General features: G+C 69.5%; 13 protein-coding genes. 6 read left to right on the forward strand and 7 right to left on the reverse strand.

Annotation, left to right across the window (positions count from 1 at the left end; all coding sequences use genetic code 11):
• Window positions 1-6: 6 nt before the first annotated feature.
• On the forward strand, window positions 7-1,353 hold the full coding sequence (locus ACFYPC_RS12950; RefSeq protein WP_388674397.1) for a VWA domain-containing protein: 1,347 nt from the start codon (window positions 7-9) through the stop codon (window positions 1,351-1,353).
• A 73-nt stretch (window positions 1,354-1,426) separates the two neighbouring features.
• The gene (locus ACFYPC_RS12955; protein ID WP_388674399.1) at window positions 1,427-2,758 is read left to right on the forward strand and encodes an FHA domain-containing protein; all 1,332 of its coding nucleotides are present in this window, start codon (window positions 1,427-1,429) and stop codon (window positions 2,756-2,758) included.
• Window positions 2,759-2,933: 175 nt separating this feature from the next.
• Here the strand turns inward: ACFYPC_RS12955 and ACFYPC_RS12960 are convergent, their stop codons facing one another.
• Window positions 2,934-3,914: a methyltransferase domain-containing protein gene (locus tag ACFYPC_RS12960; RefSeq protein ID WP_388674401.1), complete on the reverse strand. Its 981-nt coding sequence runs from the start codon at window positions 3,912-3,914 to the stop codon at window positions 2,934-2,936.
• A 194-nt stretch (window positions 3,915-4,108) separates the two neighbouring features.
• Here ACFYPC_RS12960 and ACFYPC_RS12965 point away from each other — a divergent pair, with 194 nt between their 5' ends.
• Window positions 4,109-4,513, forward strand: a complete 405-nt coding sequence (locus ACFYPC_RS12965) for a globin (RefSeq protein ID WP_384373772.1) — start codon at window positions 4,109-4,111, stop codon at window positions 4,511-4,513.
• 25 nt (window positions 4,514-4,538) lie between these two features.
• On the opposite strand, the gene ACFYPC_RS12970 is transcribed toward ACFYPC_RS12965, so the two are convergent.
• The 3 genes from ACFYPC_RS12970 to ettA are packed head-to-tail and all read right to left on the reverse strand — an operon-like array spanning window position 4,539 to window position 7,309.
• A complete protein-coding gene (locus ACFYPC_RS12970; protein WP_388674403.1) occupies window positions 4,539-5,231 on the reverse strand; it encodes a hypothetical protein in 693 nt (230 codons plus the stop codon).
• Window positions 5,228-5,638 (reverse strand): acyl-CoA thioesterase, encoded by a 411-nt coding sequence (locus tag ACFYPC_RS12975; protein ID WP_388674405.1) that lies wholly within the window; start codon window positions 5,636-5,638, stop codon window positions 5,228-5,230. The genes ACFYPC_RS12970 and ACFYPC_RS12975 overlap by 4 nt, the downstream gene beginning before the upstream one ends.
• 6 nt (window positions 5,639-5,644) lie before the next feature.
• On the reverse strand, window positions 5,645-7,309 hold the full coding sequence (gene ettA / locus ACFYPC_RS12980) for an energy-dependent translational throttle protein EttA (protein WP_388674407.1): 1,665 nt from the start codon (window positions 7,307-7,309) through the stop codon (window positions 5,645-5,647).
• A gap of 178 nt (window positions 7,310-7,487) precedes the next feature.
• Between ettA and ACFYPC_RS12985 the strand changes: the two genes are divergently transcribed.
• The gene (locus ACFYPC_RS12985; RefSeq protein ID WP_388675223.1) at window positions 7,488-7,760 is read left to right on the forward strand and encodes a DUF1876 domain-containing protein; all 273 of its coding nucleotides are present in this window, start codon (window positions 7,488-7,490) and stop codon (window positions 7,758-7,760) included.
• Between the two features lie 117 nt (window positions 7,761-7,877).
• Here ACFYPC_RS12985 and ACFYPC_RS12990 read toward each other — a convergent pair whose 3' ends face one another.
• The gene (locus ACFYPC_RS12990) at window positions 7,878-9,941 is read right to left on the reverse strand and encodes a sigma-70 family RNA polymerase sigma factor (protein ID WP_388674409.1); all 2,064 of its coding nucleotides are present in this window, start codon (window positions 9,939-9,941) and stop codon (window positions 7,878-7,880) included.
• A 184-nt stretch (window positions 9,942-10,125) separates the two neighbouring features.
• Window positions 10,126-10,773 (reverse strand): TetR/AcrR family transcriptional regulator, encoded by a 648-nt coding sequence (locus ACFYPC_RS12995; protein ID WP_388674411.1) that lies wholly within the window; start codon window positions 10,771-10,773, stop codon window positions 10,126-10,128.
• A 149-nt stretch (window positions 10,774-10,922) separates the two neighbouring features.
• Here ACFYPC_RS12995 and ACFYPC_RS13000 point away from each other — a divergent pair, with 149 nt between their 5' ends.
• Both ACFYPC_RS13000 and ACFYPC_RS13005 read left to right on the forward strand, forming a co-directional pair.
• The gene (locus ACFYPC_RS13000) at window positions 10,923-13,121 is read left to right on the forward strand and encodes an MMPL family transporter (RefSeq protein ID WP_388674413.1); all 2,199 of its coding nucleotides are present in this window, start codon (window positions 10,923-10,925) and stop codon (window positions 13,119-13,121) included.
• Window positions 13,122-13,315: 194 nt separating this feature from the next.
• Entirely contained in the window at window positions 13,316-14,320 is a 1,005-nt protein-coding gene (locus ACFYPC_RS13005) for a TIGR01777 family oxidoreductase (RefSeq protein WP_388674414.1), read from the forward strand.
• Window positions 14,321-15,117: 797 nt separating this feature from the next.
• Here the strand turns inward: ACFYPC_RS13005 and ACFYPC_RS13010 are convergent.
• Window positions 15,118-17,688 carry a phage/plasmid primase, P4 family gene (locus ACFYPC_RS13010; RefSeq protein WP_388674416.1) on the reverse strand — a complete coding sequence of 857 codons (2,571 nt, stop codon included), beginning with the start codon at window positions 17,686-17,688 and terminating at the stop codon, window positions 15,118-15,120.
• Window positions 17,689-17,722 lie beyond the last annotated feature (34 nt).

Consider the following 17,722-nt stretch of genomic DNA (forward strand, 5'->3'; position numbering starts at 1 on the left):
GAAGGCATGGCCAATTTCTCGAAGTCGAACGTGCCGCAGTTCTCGGTCGACGTCTACCAGAACGAGTACCTGCCCGACGGGGCCCGCGAGGTCAACGCGATCGTGACGGTGAGCTCGACGGGCGGCGGCACCATCGGAAGCGCGGTCGCCGCGCCCCACCTGTACACCGCCGGGCAGGGCCCGGACGCGGCCGTGGCGATCATGGTCGACAATTCGGGCTCGATGGACTACCCGCCCACCAAGATGCGCAACGCCCGGGACGCCACGGCCGCCGCGATCGACACCGTGCGCGACGGCGTTGCAGTCGCGGTGATCGGCGGCACGCACGTCGCCAAGGAGGTCTACCCGGGCGGCGGGCGGCTCGCGGTCGCCGACGCGGCCACCCGCGACCAGGCGAAGCAGGCCCTGCGCAAGCTGAGCGCGGGCGGAGGTACGGCGATCGGCACCTGGCTGCGTCTCGCCGACCGCCTGCTGTCCTCGGCGGACGTCTCGATCCGGCACGGCATCGTGCTCACCGACGGCCGCAACGAACACGAGTCACCCGAGGACCTGAAGTCCGCCCTGGACTCCTGCGCCGGGCGCTTCACCTGTGACGCGCGCGGTGTCGGTACGGACTGGGAGGTCAAGGAGGTCACCCAGATCGCCTCGGCCATGCTCGGCACCGCCGACATCGTCGCCGACCCGGCCGCCCTCGCCGCCGACTTCACGCACATGATGGAGGCGGCCATGGGCAAGGAGGTCGCGGACGTGGCGCTGCGGCTGTGGACGCCCGTCGGCACGGAGATCAAGTTCGTCAAGCAGGTCGCTCCCACGGTCGAGGAGCTGACCGGCCGCCGTACCGAGGCGGGCCCGCGTGCCGGTGACTACCCGACCGGATCCTGGGGCGACGAGTCCCGTGACTACCACGTGTGCGTGGAGGTCCCCTCGGCCGGCATCGGCCAGGAGATGCTGGCCGCCCGGGTCTCGCTGGTGATCCCGCAGAGCGACGGCAGCGTACAGAACCTCGGCGCCCAGGGGCTCGTACGAGCAGTGTGGACCGACGACATGGCGGCTTCCACGTCGATCAATCCGCAGGTCGCGCACTACACGGGCCAGGCGGAACTGGCACAAGTCATCCAACAAGGCCTGGACGCACGCAAAGTGGGAGATGTCGACGGAGCAACGGCCAAGCTGGGACGTGCCGTTCAGCTCGCGAGCGCTTCGGGCAACGCCGATACTGCGAAACTGCTTGCGAAGGTGGTGGACGTGGTCGATGCCGCTGCAGGTACTGTGCGATTGAAGGCAAGGGTCGAGGAAGCAGACGAAATGACCCTTGAGACACGGTCCACAAAGACTGTTCGTGTAAAGAAGTAAGCGAGCCCGGCTCTCCCAGGAGCCGGAGAAACCCGGCCGTACCGGCCGGAAAAGGAGAGGGGGAAGCGCCGACATGCCGACCTGCCCGAACGGACACCAGTCGGGTTCCGACGACTGGTGCGAGGTCTGCGGTCACCGCATGGCCGGTGCCGTGCCCCCGCCCCCACCACCACCGCCGCCCGCGGCCGGGTACGGCTACCCCTCGCCTCCCGGTCCCGGCGGTCCCGGTCCCGGCGGTCGCGGCCACCTCTCCGCCGTGCCCGACCCCGCTTCGGAGCTGTGCCCGCAGTGCCGTACGCCCCGTGAGGGCGCCGCGCCGTTCTGCGAGCAGTGCCGGTGGAACTTCCTCACCAACACGGCGACCTCGTACACGCCCGCCGCGCCGCGCCCGCAGGCGCCCCTACCCGGGGCACCCGGCGGTCCCGGGGGGCCTGGCGGCGCTCCTGGAGGCCCCGGGGGACCTGGCGGTCCAGGGGGCCCTGGGGGCCAGAATCCGGCGCAACGCTTCCAGCAGGGACCGCCCACCGGAGCCGGTCCCGGTCCCGGTCAGGACCCGTACGAGTACCAGGGCTCGCGGCCCTCGCAGGTGAACCGCCCCGCCGAACCGATTCCGCCGGGTCCGCCCGCCCCGTACGGCGGCGGCCCCTCGCCCTTCGGCGGCGACCCGTCACGTCCGGCCCCGCCGCCCCCCGGGCCCACGCCCGGCGGCCCCGACGCCCGACAGGCCTACACCCAGCAGCCGGCCTCGCCCGGCTACCCCCAGACCACCCAGCCCGGACCCCCCGGCCAGCCCCTCGGGGGTGGTGACGACGACTGGGTGATCTCCCCGCCGTCGGCGGGCAGCCCCGCCGGACCGGGCACGCAGCCCCGCCCCGGCGGCCCGAACGGTCCCGGCCCGGCCCAGGGCGGCGGCTACGGCTACCCGCAGCCCGGCTCGCCCCGGACGCCGCCCGGCCCAGGCGCCCGCCCGCCCTACCAGGAGCAGCAGCAACAACAGCCGCAGTCCTGGACCGCGACGATCGGCCCCGACCGTGAGTACTTCATGGCGATGATGCAGCGGTCGGGCCCCGAAGCCGCGGGCCTGAATCTGCCCGCGTACTCCCCCGAGCAGCAGCGCCCGCTCATCGGCAACCAGTTGACGATCGGCCGCCGCCGCCACTCGACGGGCGACACCCCCGACATCGACCTGTCGGTGCCCCCGGAGGACCCCGGCGTCTCGCACCAGCACGCGGTCCTTGTCCAGCAGCCGGACGGCAGCTGGGCGGTCGTGGACCAGAACTCGACGAACGGGACCACGGTCAACGGCGGCGAGGATCCCATCCAGCCCTTCGTGCCCGTACCGCTCCAGGACGGCGACCGGGTACACGTGGGCGCCTGGACGACGATCACGATCAGGCGACGCTGACACCAGGACAGGCCACTTGCGACACGGCCGGCGTCAGCACGGCCGGCGTCAGCACAGCCGGCGTCAGCACAGCCGGCGTCAGCACAGCCGGCGTCAGTACAGCCGGCGTCAGCACAGCCGGCGTCAGCACAGCCGGCGTCAGTACAGCCGGCGTCAGCACAGCCGGTCAATGGCGTCACGGGAGCGGCCAGGCGCACGGCCCCTCGGGGTCGTCCAGCCACGCCCAGGCGCGCTCGCCGCTGACCGTGACCCCGTACCGCTCCCGCACCGGCCGCTCCTCGCGCTCCCACAGCGCGTACGCCTCGTACGGATCCAGGCTGCCCGCCGTCAGGGCCAGCAGGAACCGGAACAGTTCGTCGCTCCTGGCCCGGGGCGGCAGCCCGCCCAGGTGCGGCGGCTCCGGCTCGGGCCGGCTGCCGCCGCGCAACGGCACGAAGTAGGCGGCCGTGTGCAGAAAGCGCCCCTCTGCGTGCCCGCCGTCCCGCACCCGCAGCGTGATCAGGCCGGTGGCCAGCGGCGCGAGGATGCGGGCGCCCGGAGTGCACTGGGGCAGCCAGGCGTGGGGGACCGTGGTCAGCGTGCAGGTGGCGATGATCCGGTCGAACGGGGCGCGCTCGGGGGCTCCGCGGGCGCCGTCGCCGGTGACGACGGTCGGGTGGTAGCCGGCGGCGGCCAGATGACGGCGCGCGGACTCGGTGATCTCCGGGTCGAGGTCGACCGTGGTCACGAGCGCATCACCGAGGCGATGGGCGAGGAGAGCCGCGTTGTACCCGGTGCCGGCCCCGATCTCCAGAACAGCGTCCCCGTCCCGCACCTCCAGTTCGGCCAGCATCTTCGCCATCAGCGAGGGCTGGCTGCTGGACGAGATCAGCTCGCCGTCCCGCACCCGGGTGGCCAGCGGGCCGTCCGCGTACGCGCCGCGCAGCCAGCGCTCCCGGTTCCGCGGATCGCGATCCCCGCCCCACACACGCTCGTAGCCGCCCTCTCCTCCGACGTAGTAGTACGGCACGAAGAGATGGCGCGGAACCGCCTCGAACGCCTCCCGCCAGACCGGATCGGCACCCCAGGCCCCGCTTCTGTCGATCTCCCGCACCAGCGCCGCCCGCATCCCCATGGCGAGGTCGTCGGGCTCCTGGTCGAGAGCGTGCGCACCCATACCTCCACTGTGCTGCCGGAGACGCCGGGAGGCGAGCGCCGGGGCCCACGACGTTGACCGGTGACCGTTGACCGGTGACCGGTGACCCATGACCGGCGACCCATGGCGGTGATCGGTGGTCCGCGGCCGATGGTCCGCGGGCCGGTGGTCCTAAGCCTTGAGTCCTCGGCCACTCCGTCTGAGACCATGGACGGGTGACAGAGATCCGGCGCGGCACGCTTCAGGAGCAGACCTTCTACGAGCAGGTCGGCGGGGAGGAGACCTTCCGCCGCCTGGTGCACCGTTTCTACGAGGGAGTCGCGGGCGACCCGCTGCTGCGGGCCATGTATCCCGAGGAGGACCTGGGTCCGGCCGAGGAGCGCTTCACCCTGTTCCTGATCCAGTACTGGGGCGGCCCGACGACGTACAGCGAGAACCGCGGCCACCCCCGGCTGCGGATGCGGCACGCCCCGTTCGCCGTCGACCAGGCCGCGCACGACGCCTGGCTGAAGCACATGCGCGTCGCCGTGGACGAGCTCGGCCTCTCCGAGGAGCACGAGCACACGCTGTGGAACTACCTGACGTACGCGGCCGCTTCGATGGTGAACACGGCCGGCTGACCTGGCTCAGATCCGTCCCCTCGAGTCAGCGGACGCTGACGTCCAGGGTGCCGAGTCCCGCCCGGCGTACGGCGATCGACCCGAACGGGGTGCGCAGCCGCAGCCACGCGCCGGACGAGTACAGCCCCAACGGGCTTTCGTCGGGCGGCACTTGGCGGGCGGGGCGGAGGAATCCCAGGGACTGCGCCGCGTGCGCGGCCCGTACCGGCAGGCTGGTGTCGCCGATCGGCCGGGACCAGATCTCCCGCCCGATCCGGTCGAGTTCGCCGCGGGTACGCCGCTCGACCGCCAACTCCTGCGTACGGGCGCGGAATTCGGCCACGGCAGCGGCGACCATCGCCCGTACGGCGTCCGGCGCGGGCAGCCCCGGCTCCGGACGCCAGCCGCGGCGGGGCGGCAGCACCCCGGCCCACGGCGGCCCCGTGACGGCCCCCGGGACGGCCATCGTCGCCGCCGACTCGTCGACGGACTCCAGGAGTTCACCGGCCGAAACGGTCACATCCAGCAAAACGTCGAGGCCGTCCTCGTACGGCTTGGCAAGGCGCGCCGTGCGGATGGCGAGGACCTCGAAGGACGGCGGGCGCCCGAAGACCGCGAGCGTGCTGCCGGACGCCTGGAGGCGTACGGCGGCGGCGCGGTCGTAGTGGATCAGGCGTCCGAGGAAGGCGGCGAGGTCCGCCGCCTCCCCTTCGTCGGCAAGGTGCAGCAGGGCCGTCATGCGGCGACGGCCTCGTCCTTGTCATCTCGGTACTCCGCGAGGAACTCCCGTTCCTCGACGGTGAGACGGCGCGGCCGCTGGGCCTCGAAGTCGAACGGCACAACCACGGTCGCCGCCCGGACGTAGAGCTGATCCGCGTCCTTGACCTCGTAGGCGATCGTGAAGGACGCCGCCCGGATCTCCGAGACCCACAGCTCGATGGCCACCGGCGTGTGCCGGTGGACCAACTGCCGCTTGTAGTCGATCTCATGGCGCGCCACCACGGACCCCTCCTTGAACTCCTTGTCCGGGCGGTTCAGGAAGTCGATACGCGCCTCCTCCAGATAACTGAGGAAGACCGCGTTGTTCACGTGGCCGTACGCGTCCATGTCCACCCAGCGCAGTGGGCAGTGGTAGGTGTGCCGCAAGATCGATCAGCCCCGGGTCAGCTTCTTGTAGGTGGCACGGTGCGGGCGCGCCGCGTCCGGGCCGAGTCGCTCCACCTTGTTCTTCTCGTAGGACTCGAAGTTGCCCTCGAACCAGTACCACTTCGACTCGCCCTCGTAGGCGAGGATGTGCGTCGCGACCCGGTCCAGGAACCAGCGGTCGTGGGAGATGACCACGGCCGCACCGGGGAATTCGAGCAGCGCGTTCTCGAGCGAGGACAGGGTCTCCACGTCGAGGTCGTTGGTGGGCTCGTCGAGGAGGAGCAGGTTGCCGCCCTCCTTGAGCGTCAGCGCCAGGTTCAGGCGGTTGCGCTCACCACCGGAGAGGACACCGGCGGGCTTCTGCTGGTCCGGACCCTTGAAGCCGAAGGCGGACACGTACGCCCGCGACGGCATCTCGACCTGACCGACGTTGATGTAGTCGAGCTCGTCGGAGACGACGGCCCACAGCGTCTTCTTGGGGTCGATGTTGGCGCGGCTCTGGTCGACGTAACTGATCTTGACGGTCTCGCCGACCTTGATCGCACCGGAGTCCGGGGTCTCAAGGCCCTGGATCATTTTGAAGAGGGTGGTCTTGCCGGCGCCGTTGGGGCCGATGACCCCGACGATCCCGTTACGCGGCAGCGTGAAGCTGAGGTCGTCGATGAGGACCTTGTCGCCGAAGGCCTTGGAGAGGTTGTTGACCTCGACGACGATGGAGCCCAGCCGCGGGCCCGGCGGGATCTGGATCTCCTCGAAGTCCAGCTTCCGCATCTTGTCGGCCTCGGCAGCCATCTCCTCGTAACGGGCCAGGCGCGCCTTGGACTTGGTCTGGCGGCCCTTGGCGTTGGACCGGACCCACTCCAGCTCTTCCTTGAGCCGCTTCTGCCGCTTCTCGTCCTTGCGGCCCTCGACCTTGAGACGGGTGGACTTCTTGTCGAGGTACGTGGAGTAGTTGCCCTCGTAGGCGATCGCACGGCCGCGGTCCAGCTCGAGGATCCACTCGGCGACGTTGTTCAGGAAGTACCGGTCGTGAGTGACGGCGATGACGCAGCCCGCGTACTTCGAAAGGTGCTGCTCCAGCCAGTTCACCGACTCGGCGTCGAGGTGGTTGGTGGGCTCGTCGAGGAGGAGCAGGTCCGGGGCCTCGATCAGCAGCTTGCAGAGCGCGACGCGGCGCTTCTCACCACCGGAGAGGTTGGTGACCGGCCAGTCGCCGGGCGGGCAGCCCAGCGCGTCCATGGCCTGCTCCAGCTGTGCGTCGAGGTCCCAGGCGTTGGCATGGTCCAGGTCTTCCTGGAGCTTGCCCATCTCGTCGAGGAGCGCGTCCGAGTAGTCGGTCGCCATCAGCTCGGCGACCTCGTTGAAGCGACCCAGCTTGCCCATGAGCTCGGCCGCACCGTCCTGGACGTTCTCCAGGACCGTCTTGCTCTCGTCCAGCTTCGGCTCCTGCATGAGGATGCCGACGCTGTAACCGGGCGACAGGAACGCGTCACCGTTGGACGGCTGCTCGAGGCCCGCCATGATCTTGAGAACGGTGGACTTACCGGCGCCGTTCGGGCCGACCACACCGATCTTCGCTCCGGGCAGGAAGTTCAGGGTGACGTCATCAAGAATCACCTTGTCGCCGTGCGCTTTGCGCGTCTTGCGCATGGTGTAAATGAACTCAGCCAAGAGAAACCGTCCGGACGCTTGAAATCGGCAGTGGGCAGATACTCCCCATCTTGCCTGACGGCCGGGCCTGGGGGGAAACCAGTTCAGGCAGCCCTCCGTGACCTGGCCCTTCCCCGCGGCGGAGGAGGACACTCGTAGGCAGGGGGCCGTCGTAGACAGCGACCCGGAGGTGATCATGATGGCGCAGACCGCTGTCGGATGGCATGTCGAGCTGGAGTTCGAGGAGGATCCGCACCGCACGCGCGCCGCCGCACTCGTACGGCTGCCGGACGGGAGCGAGGTGCGTTCGCACGGTTACGCGAGCAGGCACCCCTCCGACACGAACCAGCCCAGGGTCGGCGAGGAGGTCGCGGGAGCCAGGGCGCTCAACGAACTGGCGATGAAGCTGCTGACCAAGGCGCACGACGAGATCGACGAGGAGTCGGGCAGGACGTCCCGTCCGTTGACGTGAGGTGAGCCACCACGCCGCATACGTGAGGTGAGCAGGGCCGGGTGCCGCGCCAGTCGCGGTCACCCGGCCCTCAGGTACTCGGCCCTCAGGCCCTCAGGTACTCAGTTACTCAGGCCCTCATCGTGGATGTGCCGTGAACACCTCGTGCAGTATGTCCATGTAGGCGCCGTGACCGGTGGAGCTCGGCCAGTCCGTGCTCGACTCGGCGGCCGTGCCCTCGCCCCACTCGTTGTAGGTCACCACGAGCTGGAAGGGCTCACCCGAGGTGGCGACGCCGGTGGCCTCCTCGCGGAACCGGTCGAGGTCGCGCGGGACGGTCGGCTCCTTGGCGGTGTTCAGCCAGAAACCGGGTGACACGATCGCCGAGTACCCCTTCTGGACGTCGAAGCCGGAGGCGTACTGGTGCCAGCCCTCGGGCTGGTTCGCGCAGTCCTTGTAGCCGCCGAACACCTTCAGGACGACGTAGTAACCCTCGGTCTCGTTGGCCTGCGACCACCGGGTGGCCATGTCGCACGAGTCGCCGCCACCGCCGTACACGAAGATCACCGGCTTGCCGTCGACATGCAGCCAGGTCTGCTGGTCGGAGTACTTGCGCAGATAGGTCAGGCTCTCCCTGATCTCCGTGGCCGAGGGGTTGGCGTACGCCTCGTTCTCGTAATACACCGTCCAGGAGAAGCCGAGTTCCGCTCCCTTGGACATCAGCAGGGGCAGCCGTACGTCCTCGCGCTTGCCCGCGCCCCACCAGGAGGAGATGCCAGCCTGCAGACCGCCGTACTGCATGTCCTTGATCTGGCGCTCGACGGTGGCCGGGTCGTCGACGTCGTACTTGCCGGCCGAGGGCGTGTACTGGCTGCCGCCCTCGGTGAAGTTCTCGTCGTACCAGGGGTAGTAGAAGGCCGCCCGTACCGGCAGTTTCGTGTCGGTGACGGTCGCCGCCTTCTCTGCGGCCGGCTTCGGTGCCGCGGCGGGCTTGGGCGAGGCCGAGGGCTTCGGCTTCGCGGTCGCGGAGGGCGAGGGTGTCGGGCTCGCGGAAACGGTGGCGGACGGCTGGGCGCTGGAGGCCTGCGGCGCCGATACGGTCGTAGCGGCCGAGGACTGTTCGCCGCGGTCGTCCTGCCCGAACACTCCGAGCGTGTAGGCGACGGTGGTGGCCACGAGGGACAGTGCGACGGCTGACGAGATGACGGCGGCCTTGCCGAAGGCCATGCCCGCCGACTTCCGTACGGCGTGGCCGGCCGTCCTGCCCGCCGACCTCCGTACGACGTGACTCGCCGCCTCGCCCGCCGTGGACGGAACGTGGAAGGCCGCGGTGACCGCGTCGCCTCCGCCGGCACCGGCGCCGGCACCCGCCCCCAACGCCATCAGCCCCAGCAGAGCAGCCGGAACGGACACCAGCGCCAGGTCGGCCAGCAGCCGCTCCGCCGGCACCACGCCGACCGATACGCCGCCGCACACCGGGCAGCCGCGCACATGCCGGGCGATCCGCTTGCGCCACAGGCCGGCGGGGCGCCCGTCCCAGCCGCGCAGCACCGTGTTCATCTCCGCGCAGCGCGGCACGGCCCCCAGCGCGCGGACCACCGCCCGAGCGGACTCCAGCCGGGCCTTCATCCGCTGCACCGCGACCGCGGCATGCGGGGTCGGCACCTCCATCGCGGTGGCCAGTTCGGCCCGGGTCAGCCGGCCCGCGACCTCCATCCACCACAGGGACAGCAGCTGCCGGTCGTCGGCGTCCAGCCAGCGCGTGGCCTCGGCCGTCTCCTGCCGCTGCCCCGACAGGTTCAGCACGGTGATCGTCAGGTCGACGAAGTCGGCTCCCGGATCCGCGAGGAACGCCATGTCCTCCAGCGCCTCGATCCCGGTGGTCGCCGGGGCGCTGCGCCGCAGCCGCCAGTGCCGGCGCACCTCGCGCATCGCGATGGCCACCAGCCAGGACCGGAACGCCTCCGGGTCACGCAGCTTGGGCACATCCCGGATCATCTGCAGCATGACGTCCTGCACGACGTCATCGGTGTCGGCGGGAGCGTCCAGCGCACGTCCCACGATGTTGTAGATCAGGGGCAGGTAGTCGGCCACGAGTGTGTCGAGGGCACGCTGGTCACCGCCCTGCGCGGCCCGCACCAGGGCGGCCTGCGTCCGGGGCTCGTCCGGCCCGTCGTATCCGCTGTGTGATGTCTCGGTCATGGCTGGAGGAGGGTTCCTCGTCGGCGTCGGCATAACAGAAATCGCTGCGCCATCATCACATCGCGCCGTCAGCACGCGTGCAGGGGCCCCTGGACCGGCCCCTCCAGGGCAGCGTGAGCCCGGCCGCGGCGGTCCGAGGTCAGCTGCGGCGGGCGGCCCACACACCGCTCAACTCCCCGCCTCCCTACCGCGTGAGCCCCGCGACGATCGTCGTAAGGGTGCCCTCGACCACCGCGTCGCGCTGTTCGGCGGGCAGGCGCGACAGCGGGCCGTCGAGGATGAGCAGGGAGAGGCCGTGGACGGCCGACCAGGCGGCGACCTCGGCCGCGGGCCGGTTCTCCGGCCGCATCCGCCCCGTCGCCACCAGCGCGTCGAGCGCGCTCGACAGCTCCAGGAACGCCGCGAACTCCGGTCTGTCCTCGGGGATTTCGATGCCGGTGAAGCCGCTGCCCTCCGTCGGCGTACGACAGAAGGCGGTGCGATAGAGCCCCGGGTGCTCGATCGCGAAGCGCACGTATCCACGCCCGATCGCCTCGGTCCTGCGCACGGCCTCCTCACCCGGATCGTCGAGCGCGGGCAGTACACGCACCGCCTCGACCATCGACTCGGCGAGCTCCTGCTGACCGCGGATCTTCACGGCTTCGAGGAGATCCACTTGGCCACCGAAGTGGCGGTACGCGGCGGTGGGCGACACGCCGACGCTGCGGGCCGCCTCGCGCAGGACGACCCGCTCGGGACCGCCCTCCGCCGCGAGTTCGAAGGCGGCCTCGATCAGCGCGTTGCGGAGGTCGCCGTGGTGGTAGCGGGACTTGCCGCCCGTGATCGATTCCATGAGCCCATTCTGCCGCTGCCCTGGCTTCATCCTGCCCCGTCCCGACTTCATCCTGCCCTGGGTTGACGCCATTAACTTCCCGAAGTTGACGTCGTTAACTTTGTATGTCACGGTCTATGTTAATGGCGTAAACATCAAGGGGGATCACCATGTACGACCGAATTACGGAGCTGGCCCTGCGCCGGGGACGACTCGTACTGACACTCACCGTGGTGGCCGTGGTCGCCATGGGGGTCATCGGCTTCGGGGCGTTCGGCAAGCTCCTGGGCGGTGGCTTCGAGGATCCGAGCGCGCCCTCGACACACGCCCAGGAGCTCATCGACGAGAAGTTCGGAGGTGAGAGCAACCTGGTCCTGCTGGTCCGGGCCGACGAGGGCGCCATCGGCTCCCCCGCCGCCGAGCGCGCGGGCAGCACCCTCACCTCGGAGCTCAAGGCCGAGCCGACGGTGGCGAACGTGATCTCGTACTGGGACACCGACGCCTCCTCGCTGACCTCCCGCGACGGGAACCAGGCGCTGGTGCTGGCCCACATCAGGGGCGACGAGACCGAGCAGGCCGACAACGCCTCGGCGATCATCGACGAGTACACCGGCGACCGGAACGGGCTGACGGTGGAGGCCGGTGGAGCGGCCGCGGTCGGCCAGGATGTGACCAGCCAGGTCGCCAAGGACCTCGCGGTGGCCGAGTTGATCGCCGTGCCACTGATCCTGATCCTGCTCGTGATCGCCTTCGGCAGCGTGGTCGCCGCGCTGATCCCCCTGGTCATCGGGCTGATCGCGATCGTCGGCACCTTCGCCGAGCTCTACGTCCTCGGCAGCCTCACCGACGTGTCGGTGTTCTCCATCAACCTCACCACCGCCCTCGGCCTGGGCCTCGGCATCGACTACGCGCTGCTCATGATCAGCCGGTTCCGCGAACACCTCGCGGAGGGCGCCGACGTCTCCGAAGCGCTCCGGCACACGGTGCGCACGGCAGGCCGGACCATCACCTTCGCCGCGGCGACCGTCGCCATCGCGCTCTCCGCGCTGCTGGTCTTCCCGCAGTACTTCCTGCGCTCGTTCGCCTACGCCGGCATCGGCGTCGTGATCATCGCCGCCGTCAGTGCCCTGCTGGTCGTACCCGCGCTGCTCGCCGTGCTCGGCCACCGGGTCAACAACGGCCGACTGCCGTGGGCGAAGACCGTACGCAACGCCGAGGCACCGTTCTGGGGCCGGCTGGCCCGCACGGTCATGCGCAGGCCCGCCCTGACCGCGCTGCCGGTCCTCGCGATCCTGCTGCTCGCCGCGAGTCCGCTGCTCGGCGTCACCTTCGGCACGCCGGACGAGCGGGTACTGCCGGAGAGCGCCCAGAGCCGGCAGGTCGCCACCGCCGTACAGAGCGACTTCACCGGCAGCGACGAGTCCGCCGTGCAGATCGTCACGACCGGTCCCGTGGCTCCGGCCGAGCTGAGCGCGTACGCGACCGACCTGTCGCGGCTCGACGGCACGGCCCGCGTGGAGACCTCCGCCGGCACCTTCACCGACGGCCGATCCACCCCGCCCGGCCCGGCAGCCGCCGCACTGAGCCGGCCGGACGCCCAGCGGATCACCGTCGTCAGCGAACTCACGCCCAAGTCGGACGAAGCGCAGGACCTGGTCAAGGACGTACGGGCGGTCGATCCGCCCGCCGGGACCGAGGTGTTGGTCGGTGGCAACGACGCGCGGCTCGTCGACTCCAAGGACTCGATCGCCGACCGGCTCCCGTTGGCCATCGGTCTCGTGGCCATCACCACGTTCGTGATCCTCTTCCTCTTCACCGGCAGCGTGATCCAGCCACTGCGGGCGCTGGTCCTCAACGGCATCAGCCTCACGGCGGCCATCGGCGTCATGGTGTGGATCTTCCAGGACGGCCATCTGTCCTCCCTGCTGGGCTTCACGCCGCAGCCCATGGACACCTCGATGACCGTGCTCATGTTCTGCATCGCCTTCGGTCTGTCCATGGACTACGAGGTCTTCGTGACCAGCCGGATCAAGGAACTGCACGACGCGGGCGCCGACACGGAGACCGCGGTCACCAGCGGCCTCTCCCACACCGGCCGCATCGTGACCATGGCAGCCGGCCTCCTCGCGGTGAGCTTCTTCGCCTTCGGCACGGCCAACGTCAGCTTCATCCAGATGTTCGGCCTCGGCAGCGGCCTGGCGATCCTGATCGACGCGGTGGCCGTCCGCGGCGTACTCGTACCGGCGGCCATGCGACTGCTGGGCCATGCGGCCTGGTACGCGCCGAAGCCGCTGCGCGCGGTGCACAAGCGGCTGGGCATCTCCGAGGCCGCGCCCGCCGAGGAGAGGCGGACGCCGGCCAAGGTCTGACCCTGTCGTACGACGCCGGGGGGGGGGGGGGGGGGGGGGGGGGGGGGGGGGGGGGGGGGGGGGGGCTGGGGGGGGGGGGGGGGGGGGGGGGGGCCCCCCCCCCCCCCCGCCCCGCATTTTTGAACGCGTTCAACTCTCTGGGCTAAGCTCCCCCCACAGGCCGTTCAAGCCGTCGCACGCCGAGGGGGAGCCCGATGAAGATAGTCATACCCGGAGGAACAGGCCAGGTAGGAACGATCCTGAACCGTGCCCTGACCGCCGCGGGCCATGAAGTCGTGGTCCTGACCCGACGGCCGACGCGCGCCCGCGAAATCCACTGGGACGGCGAGAACCCGGGCCCCTGGACCGAGGCGATCGACGGCAGCGACATCGTCGTCAACCTGGCCGGACGCAGCGTCAGCTGCCGCTACACCCCGGCCAACCTGCGGGCCATGATGGATTCACGCGTGCACTCCACCCAGGTGGTCGGTGAGGCGATCGCAGCCGCGACACACCCTCCGCAGCTCTGGCTGCAGATGAGTACGGCCACCGTCTATGCCCACCGCTTCGACGCACCCAACGACGAGGCGACCGGCGTACTGGGCGGCACGGAAGCCGGTGTCCCGGACTACTGGGCCTACAGCGTCGAGATCGCCAAGGCCTGGGAACAGGCTCAGGAACGGGCCCGAACCCCGCACACCCGCAAGGTCGCCCTGCGCTCCGCCATGGTGATGAGCCCCGACCGCGGCGGGGTCTTCGACGTCCTGCTGTGGCTGGCCCGACTCGGCCTCGGCGGCCCGGTGGCGGGCGGCGCCCAGTACGTGTCCTGGATCCACGACCAGGACTTCGTCCGCGCGGTCGAGTTCCTGGCCGCCCGGGAGGACATCTCGGGGCCGGTGAACCTCGCCGCTCCCGTTCCGCTGCCGCAGCGCGCCTTCATGCGTGCGCTGCGCACCGCGTGGGGCGTCCCGGCAGGCCTGCCCGCCGCCAAGTGGATGGCGGAACTCGGCGCGTTCGCCCTGCGCTCGGACACCGAACTCCTGCTGAAGAGCCGCCGCGTCGTCCCCGGCCGCCTCCTCGAAGCGGGCTTCACCTTCGACCACCCCCGGTGGCCGGAAGCCGCCGCCGACCTCACCCGCCGCAAACGCGGCGGACCCGACTCCCCAGCCACTCCGGGGTCGAGAGAATCACGAACTCTCCCGCCGGAAAAGGGTGCGTAGTCGGATTCGGATTCCGCCTGGCCCGGGGCGTTTGCGCGGCACGCCCGGTAGGGAAGCGACCCCCTCCTGAGCGTGCCGCCGGGGAGGGCTGTACGCCCGGCAGGTCTCCGGACGGAGCCGGACCCTCCCGCGGTCACACGGGGCGGTCCGGCACCCGCCATGTTCGGGAACACAGCCCCGACCAGCAAAAAGCCCTCCGCGGGGGAGGGCGGAGACTTGCGCCCCCGGCAGGACTCGAACCTGCGGCCAAGCGCTTAGAAGCCTTATTGCCCAACGTGCCCATATTCACTGTGACATCACCACGTTAAGCAGTGGAGATACGCAGGGTCAAACGCTGTCCACCCTGCGTATCGTCTTGCCCACTGGACGCCATGGCCCACATGGGACGTGTGAATCTGAGCGGCCAATGTGCCGTTCCCGTCGAGCGCGTTCCTGGCTGGCGGGCACTCATCAAAGCCGTTCGGGGGGATAGACCCGTACCCTGTCGCACGCGTGCGGGAGTAGGCCAACACCGCTAATCCCTGACCCCTGTCCCACACCGCCCTGAGAATCGACGCTCACACTCTGCCCGCGTCTCTGTAGCCGTCCACTCTCGGCGTCACCCGTCCGTAAGTTACCGGCGAGTTCCTATGTAGTGACAGATTTTTTATCACCTGTAGGTCGGTCTTATACGCGTATGAGAACAACCTACAGATGACAGTTTTTTTGTCACGGTACGGTACTCGTGAGTAGCCACGCGCCAAACGAAACGGCGAGCACCCACACGCCCAATGCCCGCCGTCTCCAAGGGGATCACGTCACAGCTCTTGGAGCTCCTCAGGTTCGCCCGTCCCCTCCGCTTCCTCAGCAGGGACGGCGATCACCTCGAACTCACGAGCCAGGACCCCGCCGTACTGCGCGGTGAGCCTCACGCCTTCGAACACGGCCCCGAGCTTGCCACTGCGGCTCTCGGTCACCTGCCCGGTGGAAAGGAGCTTGTCCTTGACCCACCCAGGTCCGTACCGGTTCGTCGGGATCTCGTTGTGGCCCCGCCACTTCTTCAACTGGGCGTTGAACTCCGAGCGCAGGACGCGGTGACCCTCCACGAACTCGAACAGGTCGCCGATGAGGGGCCGCAGCGGGTTGACCTGCTCCCGGTGGTGCTCCGTGGCCTTGACGACGCTCTCAGCGTCCCTGAGGCCCTTCTGGTAGTAGCGCACGGCACCACGCACGACCCACGCGGCGACGCCCTCAGCCTCCGGACCCTGGATCGTCGGCTCCAGCTCGGGGTCAGTACGTCCGGCGAACGACACCCCGAAGTGGATGGCCTTGGTGCGCGCCCACAGGGCGGCACCACCCGCTGAGAACTGGGGCAGGTTGTTGGTCACGAGGACCAGCGTGAACGTGGGCTCAAAGTCGAATTGCTTGCCGTGCAGGTGCCGCGTGCTGATCCGGTCCCCACCGCTGAAGTTCTTGAGGAGCGCCGTGTTCATCGGGGTGCCCTCGTTGCCCTCCTGCGCGACGACCATCCGAGCGCCACGGAGACCCGCCACCAGCTCCGTGTGCGGCTGCTGCCCCCTCACGTTCTCGAACATGGAGAACGGCACCTCACGGATGATCCTGGGGCCGAACACCTTCTGGAGGGTGCGCACCGTCACGCCCTTGCCGTTGCGCCCGAAGTCGCCGTACCAGACGCCCAGGACGTGATCCTTCACCTCACCGGTCACGGACATGCCGATCCACGTCTGGTAGTACCGCTGGAGCTCCTTGTCACCCGGGAAGATCTCTTCCACGAAACGCAGCCAGCGCGGGCACTCGGCCTCGGGCTTGTAATCGACCTGGGTGCACTGGGTCAGCATGTCTTCGGGGCGGTGTGGCACAAGCTCACCCGTGCGGAGATCCACGGTGCCGTTGCGGAACGTCAGGAGGTGCCGCTTCGCGTCCATCACATCCACTGTCGCGTGGAGCTGGGGGAGCACTGCCATCTCCGCCACGATCTTCCGGCGCACGTCGTTGACCAACATCTTGTTGGACGCGGGCACACACCACGCGAGATCCGAGGGGTTGTCAGCCGCCCGCCGGATGAGAGCGCCCGACGCATCCGTCACAGCCTGATACGCGGCTCGAAGGTCGCCGGTCGCCTCCCAGTACATCCCGTTCCACTTGAACCAGCCGACGCCCTGAACGTGCCTCAGCTCTCGCCCGCACTGGTCGGCCACGAACTCGGCGAAGTGGACGTGCCGGATCTCAGCGGTGATGTCCAACCGCTTTTGCTGCTGGTCCCAATACGCGGTCCCAAACCGCGACTCGGGAACCGCAGATATCGCGCTAGTCTCGTCCACGAGTGAGCGTCCTTTCTCGTTTTGCCGCGTAGGTGAGGACTCATCGGAACGGCCCGTGGACTTGCCCTCCACCGGGCCGTTCCTCTCTCCTCTGGTTCCGTCTCCCTCGGTTCCGTTCTGGCGCTCCGCCTTCGCGTACACCCGCGCCACGTCGTCGGCGATCTGCCTATCCGTCCACTTGCTCTGAGCGGCCAGGCACCCAGGGTTCGGGGTGTCCTCGATACCCACGCCGAGCACCACACCCAGCGCCTCGGCTTCGGTGAGTCCCCTCTTCCGCAGGTCCCTGACGAGGCCCCCGGCGAGCTTGTGCCGCGCGTCGTAATTGCCCGCCCCGAACATCTGGTTGGCCTTGCGGAGAAGCGGCCGAGCGGCCCCGTACTTCTCGAACGTCTCAGCGGCGCTTACGGCGCTCTCTACGGCGACAGACGCACGCTGATACTCGCTCGCATCCAGAAGCTCCGTACGGAGCGCTGAGGCAGTGTCAGGGACGCTCACACGCTGACTCGCGTACGTCTCGACAGACACGAGACGACCGATGCCGTCCGCGTCGCGGTTCACCGGCTTCCAGTTCCGCGTGCCAGGCAGGCGCAGGATCACGCCCACGCTGGTCTTGCTGTCCCCGCCAAGCCGCTTGGACAACGCCTGGTTGAGCTGTTCGACCTCGTGATGGGCGGGTGTGGAACGCGAGACGTCCAGCGGCAAGTGCACGTGGTAGCGCGGGACTTCCTTGCCGGACTCGGTCAGTACCACACCGCCCGAGCGCACGAGGCAGGCGCCCTGTCGCTTCAGCCAGGCGAGCGTACGAGCCGGAAGAGCGCTCTTGTCCACGTCGGCGTACACGGTGCGAGGCACGCCGGCGTTCTCTGCTGACGGGTCGCCCTTGGCACTGCGAGGCACGGGGGTGAAGAAGACCTCCATGCCGTGGCGGTCGGACACGCGGACGATCTTGGCAACGTTCTCGTCCGTCAGGCGAAGGCAGTAGGTCATGCGCCCGGCCCAGTCCAGCTTGCCGTTCGCGGTGCCGTCGTCCAGTCGCTCAGCGACCACGACGGTGAATCGGAGGTCCGCGTAATCCTCACCA

Origin of the sequence: Streptomyces sp. NPDC005808 (assembly GCF_042871385.1) — a bacterium.
Classification (GTDB): Bacteria; Actinomycetota; Actinomycetes; order Streptomycetales; family Streptomycetaceae; genus Streptomyces.

Bases quoted from the DNA above. Each gene is read 5' to 3' on its own strand.
- ACFYPC_RS12950 (WP_388674397.1), top strand. From the start codon at position 7: ATGGCCAATTTCTCGAAGTCGAACGTGCCGCAGTTCTCGGTCGACGTC.
- ACFYPC_RS12955 (WP_388674399.1), top strand. From the start codon at position 1,427: ATGCCGACCTGCCCGAACGGACACCAGTCGGGTTCCGACGACTGGTGC.
- ACFYPC_RS12960 (WP_388674401.1), bottom strand. From the start codon at position 3,914: ATGGGTGCGCACGCTCTCGACCAGGAGCCCGACGACCTCGCCATGGGG.
- ACFYPC_RS12970 (WP_388674403.1), bottom strand. From the start codon at position 5,231: ATGACGGCCCTGCTGCACCTTGCCGACGAAGGGGAGGCGGCGGACCTC.
- ACFYPC_RS12985 (WP_388675223.1), top strand. From the start codon at position 7,488: ATGGCGCAGACCGCTGTCGGATGGCATGTCGAGCTGGAGTTCGAGGAG.
- ACFYPC_RS12990 (WP_388674409.1), bottom strand. From the start codon at position 9,941: ATGACCGAGACATCACACAGCGGATACGACGGGCCGGACGAGCCCCGG.
- ACFYPC_RS12995 (WP_388674411.1), bottom strand. From the start codon at position 10,773: ATGGAATCGATCACGGGCGGCAAGTCCCGCTACCACCACGGCGACCTC.
- ACFYPC_RS13000 (WP_388674413.1), top strand. From the start codon at position 10,923: ATGTACGACCGAATTACGGAGCTGGCCCTGCGCCGGGGACGACTCGTA.
- ACFYPC_RS13005 (WP_388674414.1), top strand. From the start codon at position 13,316: ATGAAGATAGTCATACCCGGAGGAACAGGCCAGGTAGGAACGATCCTG.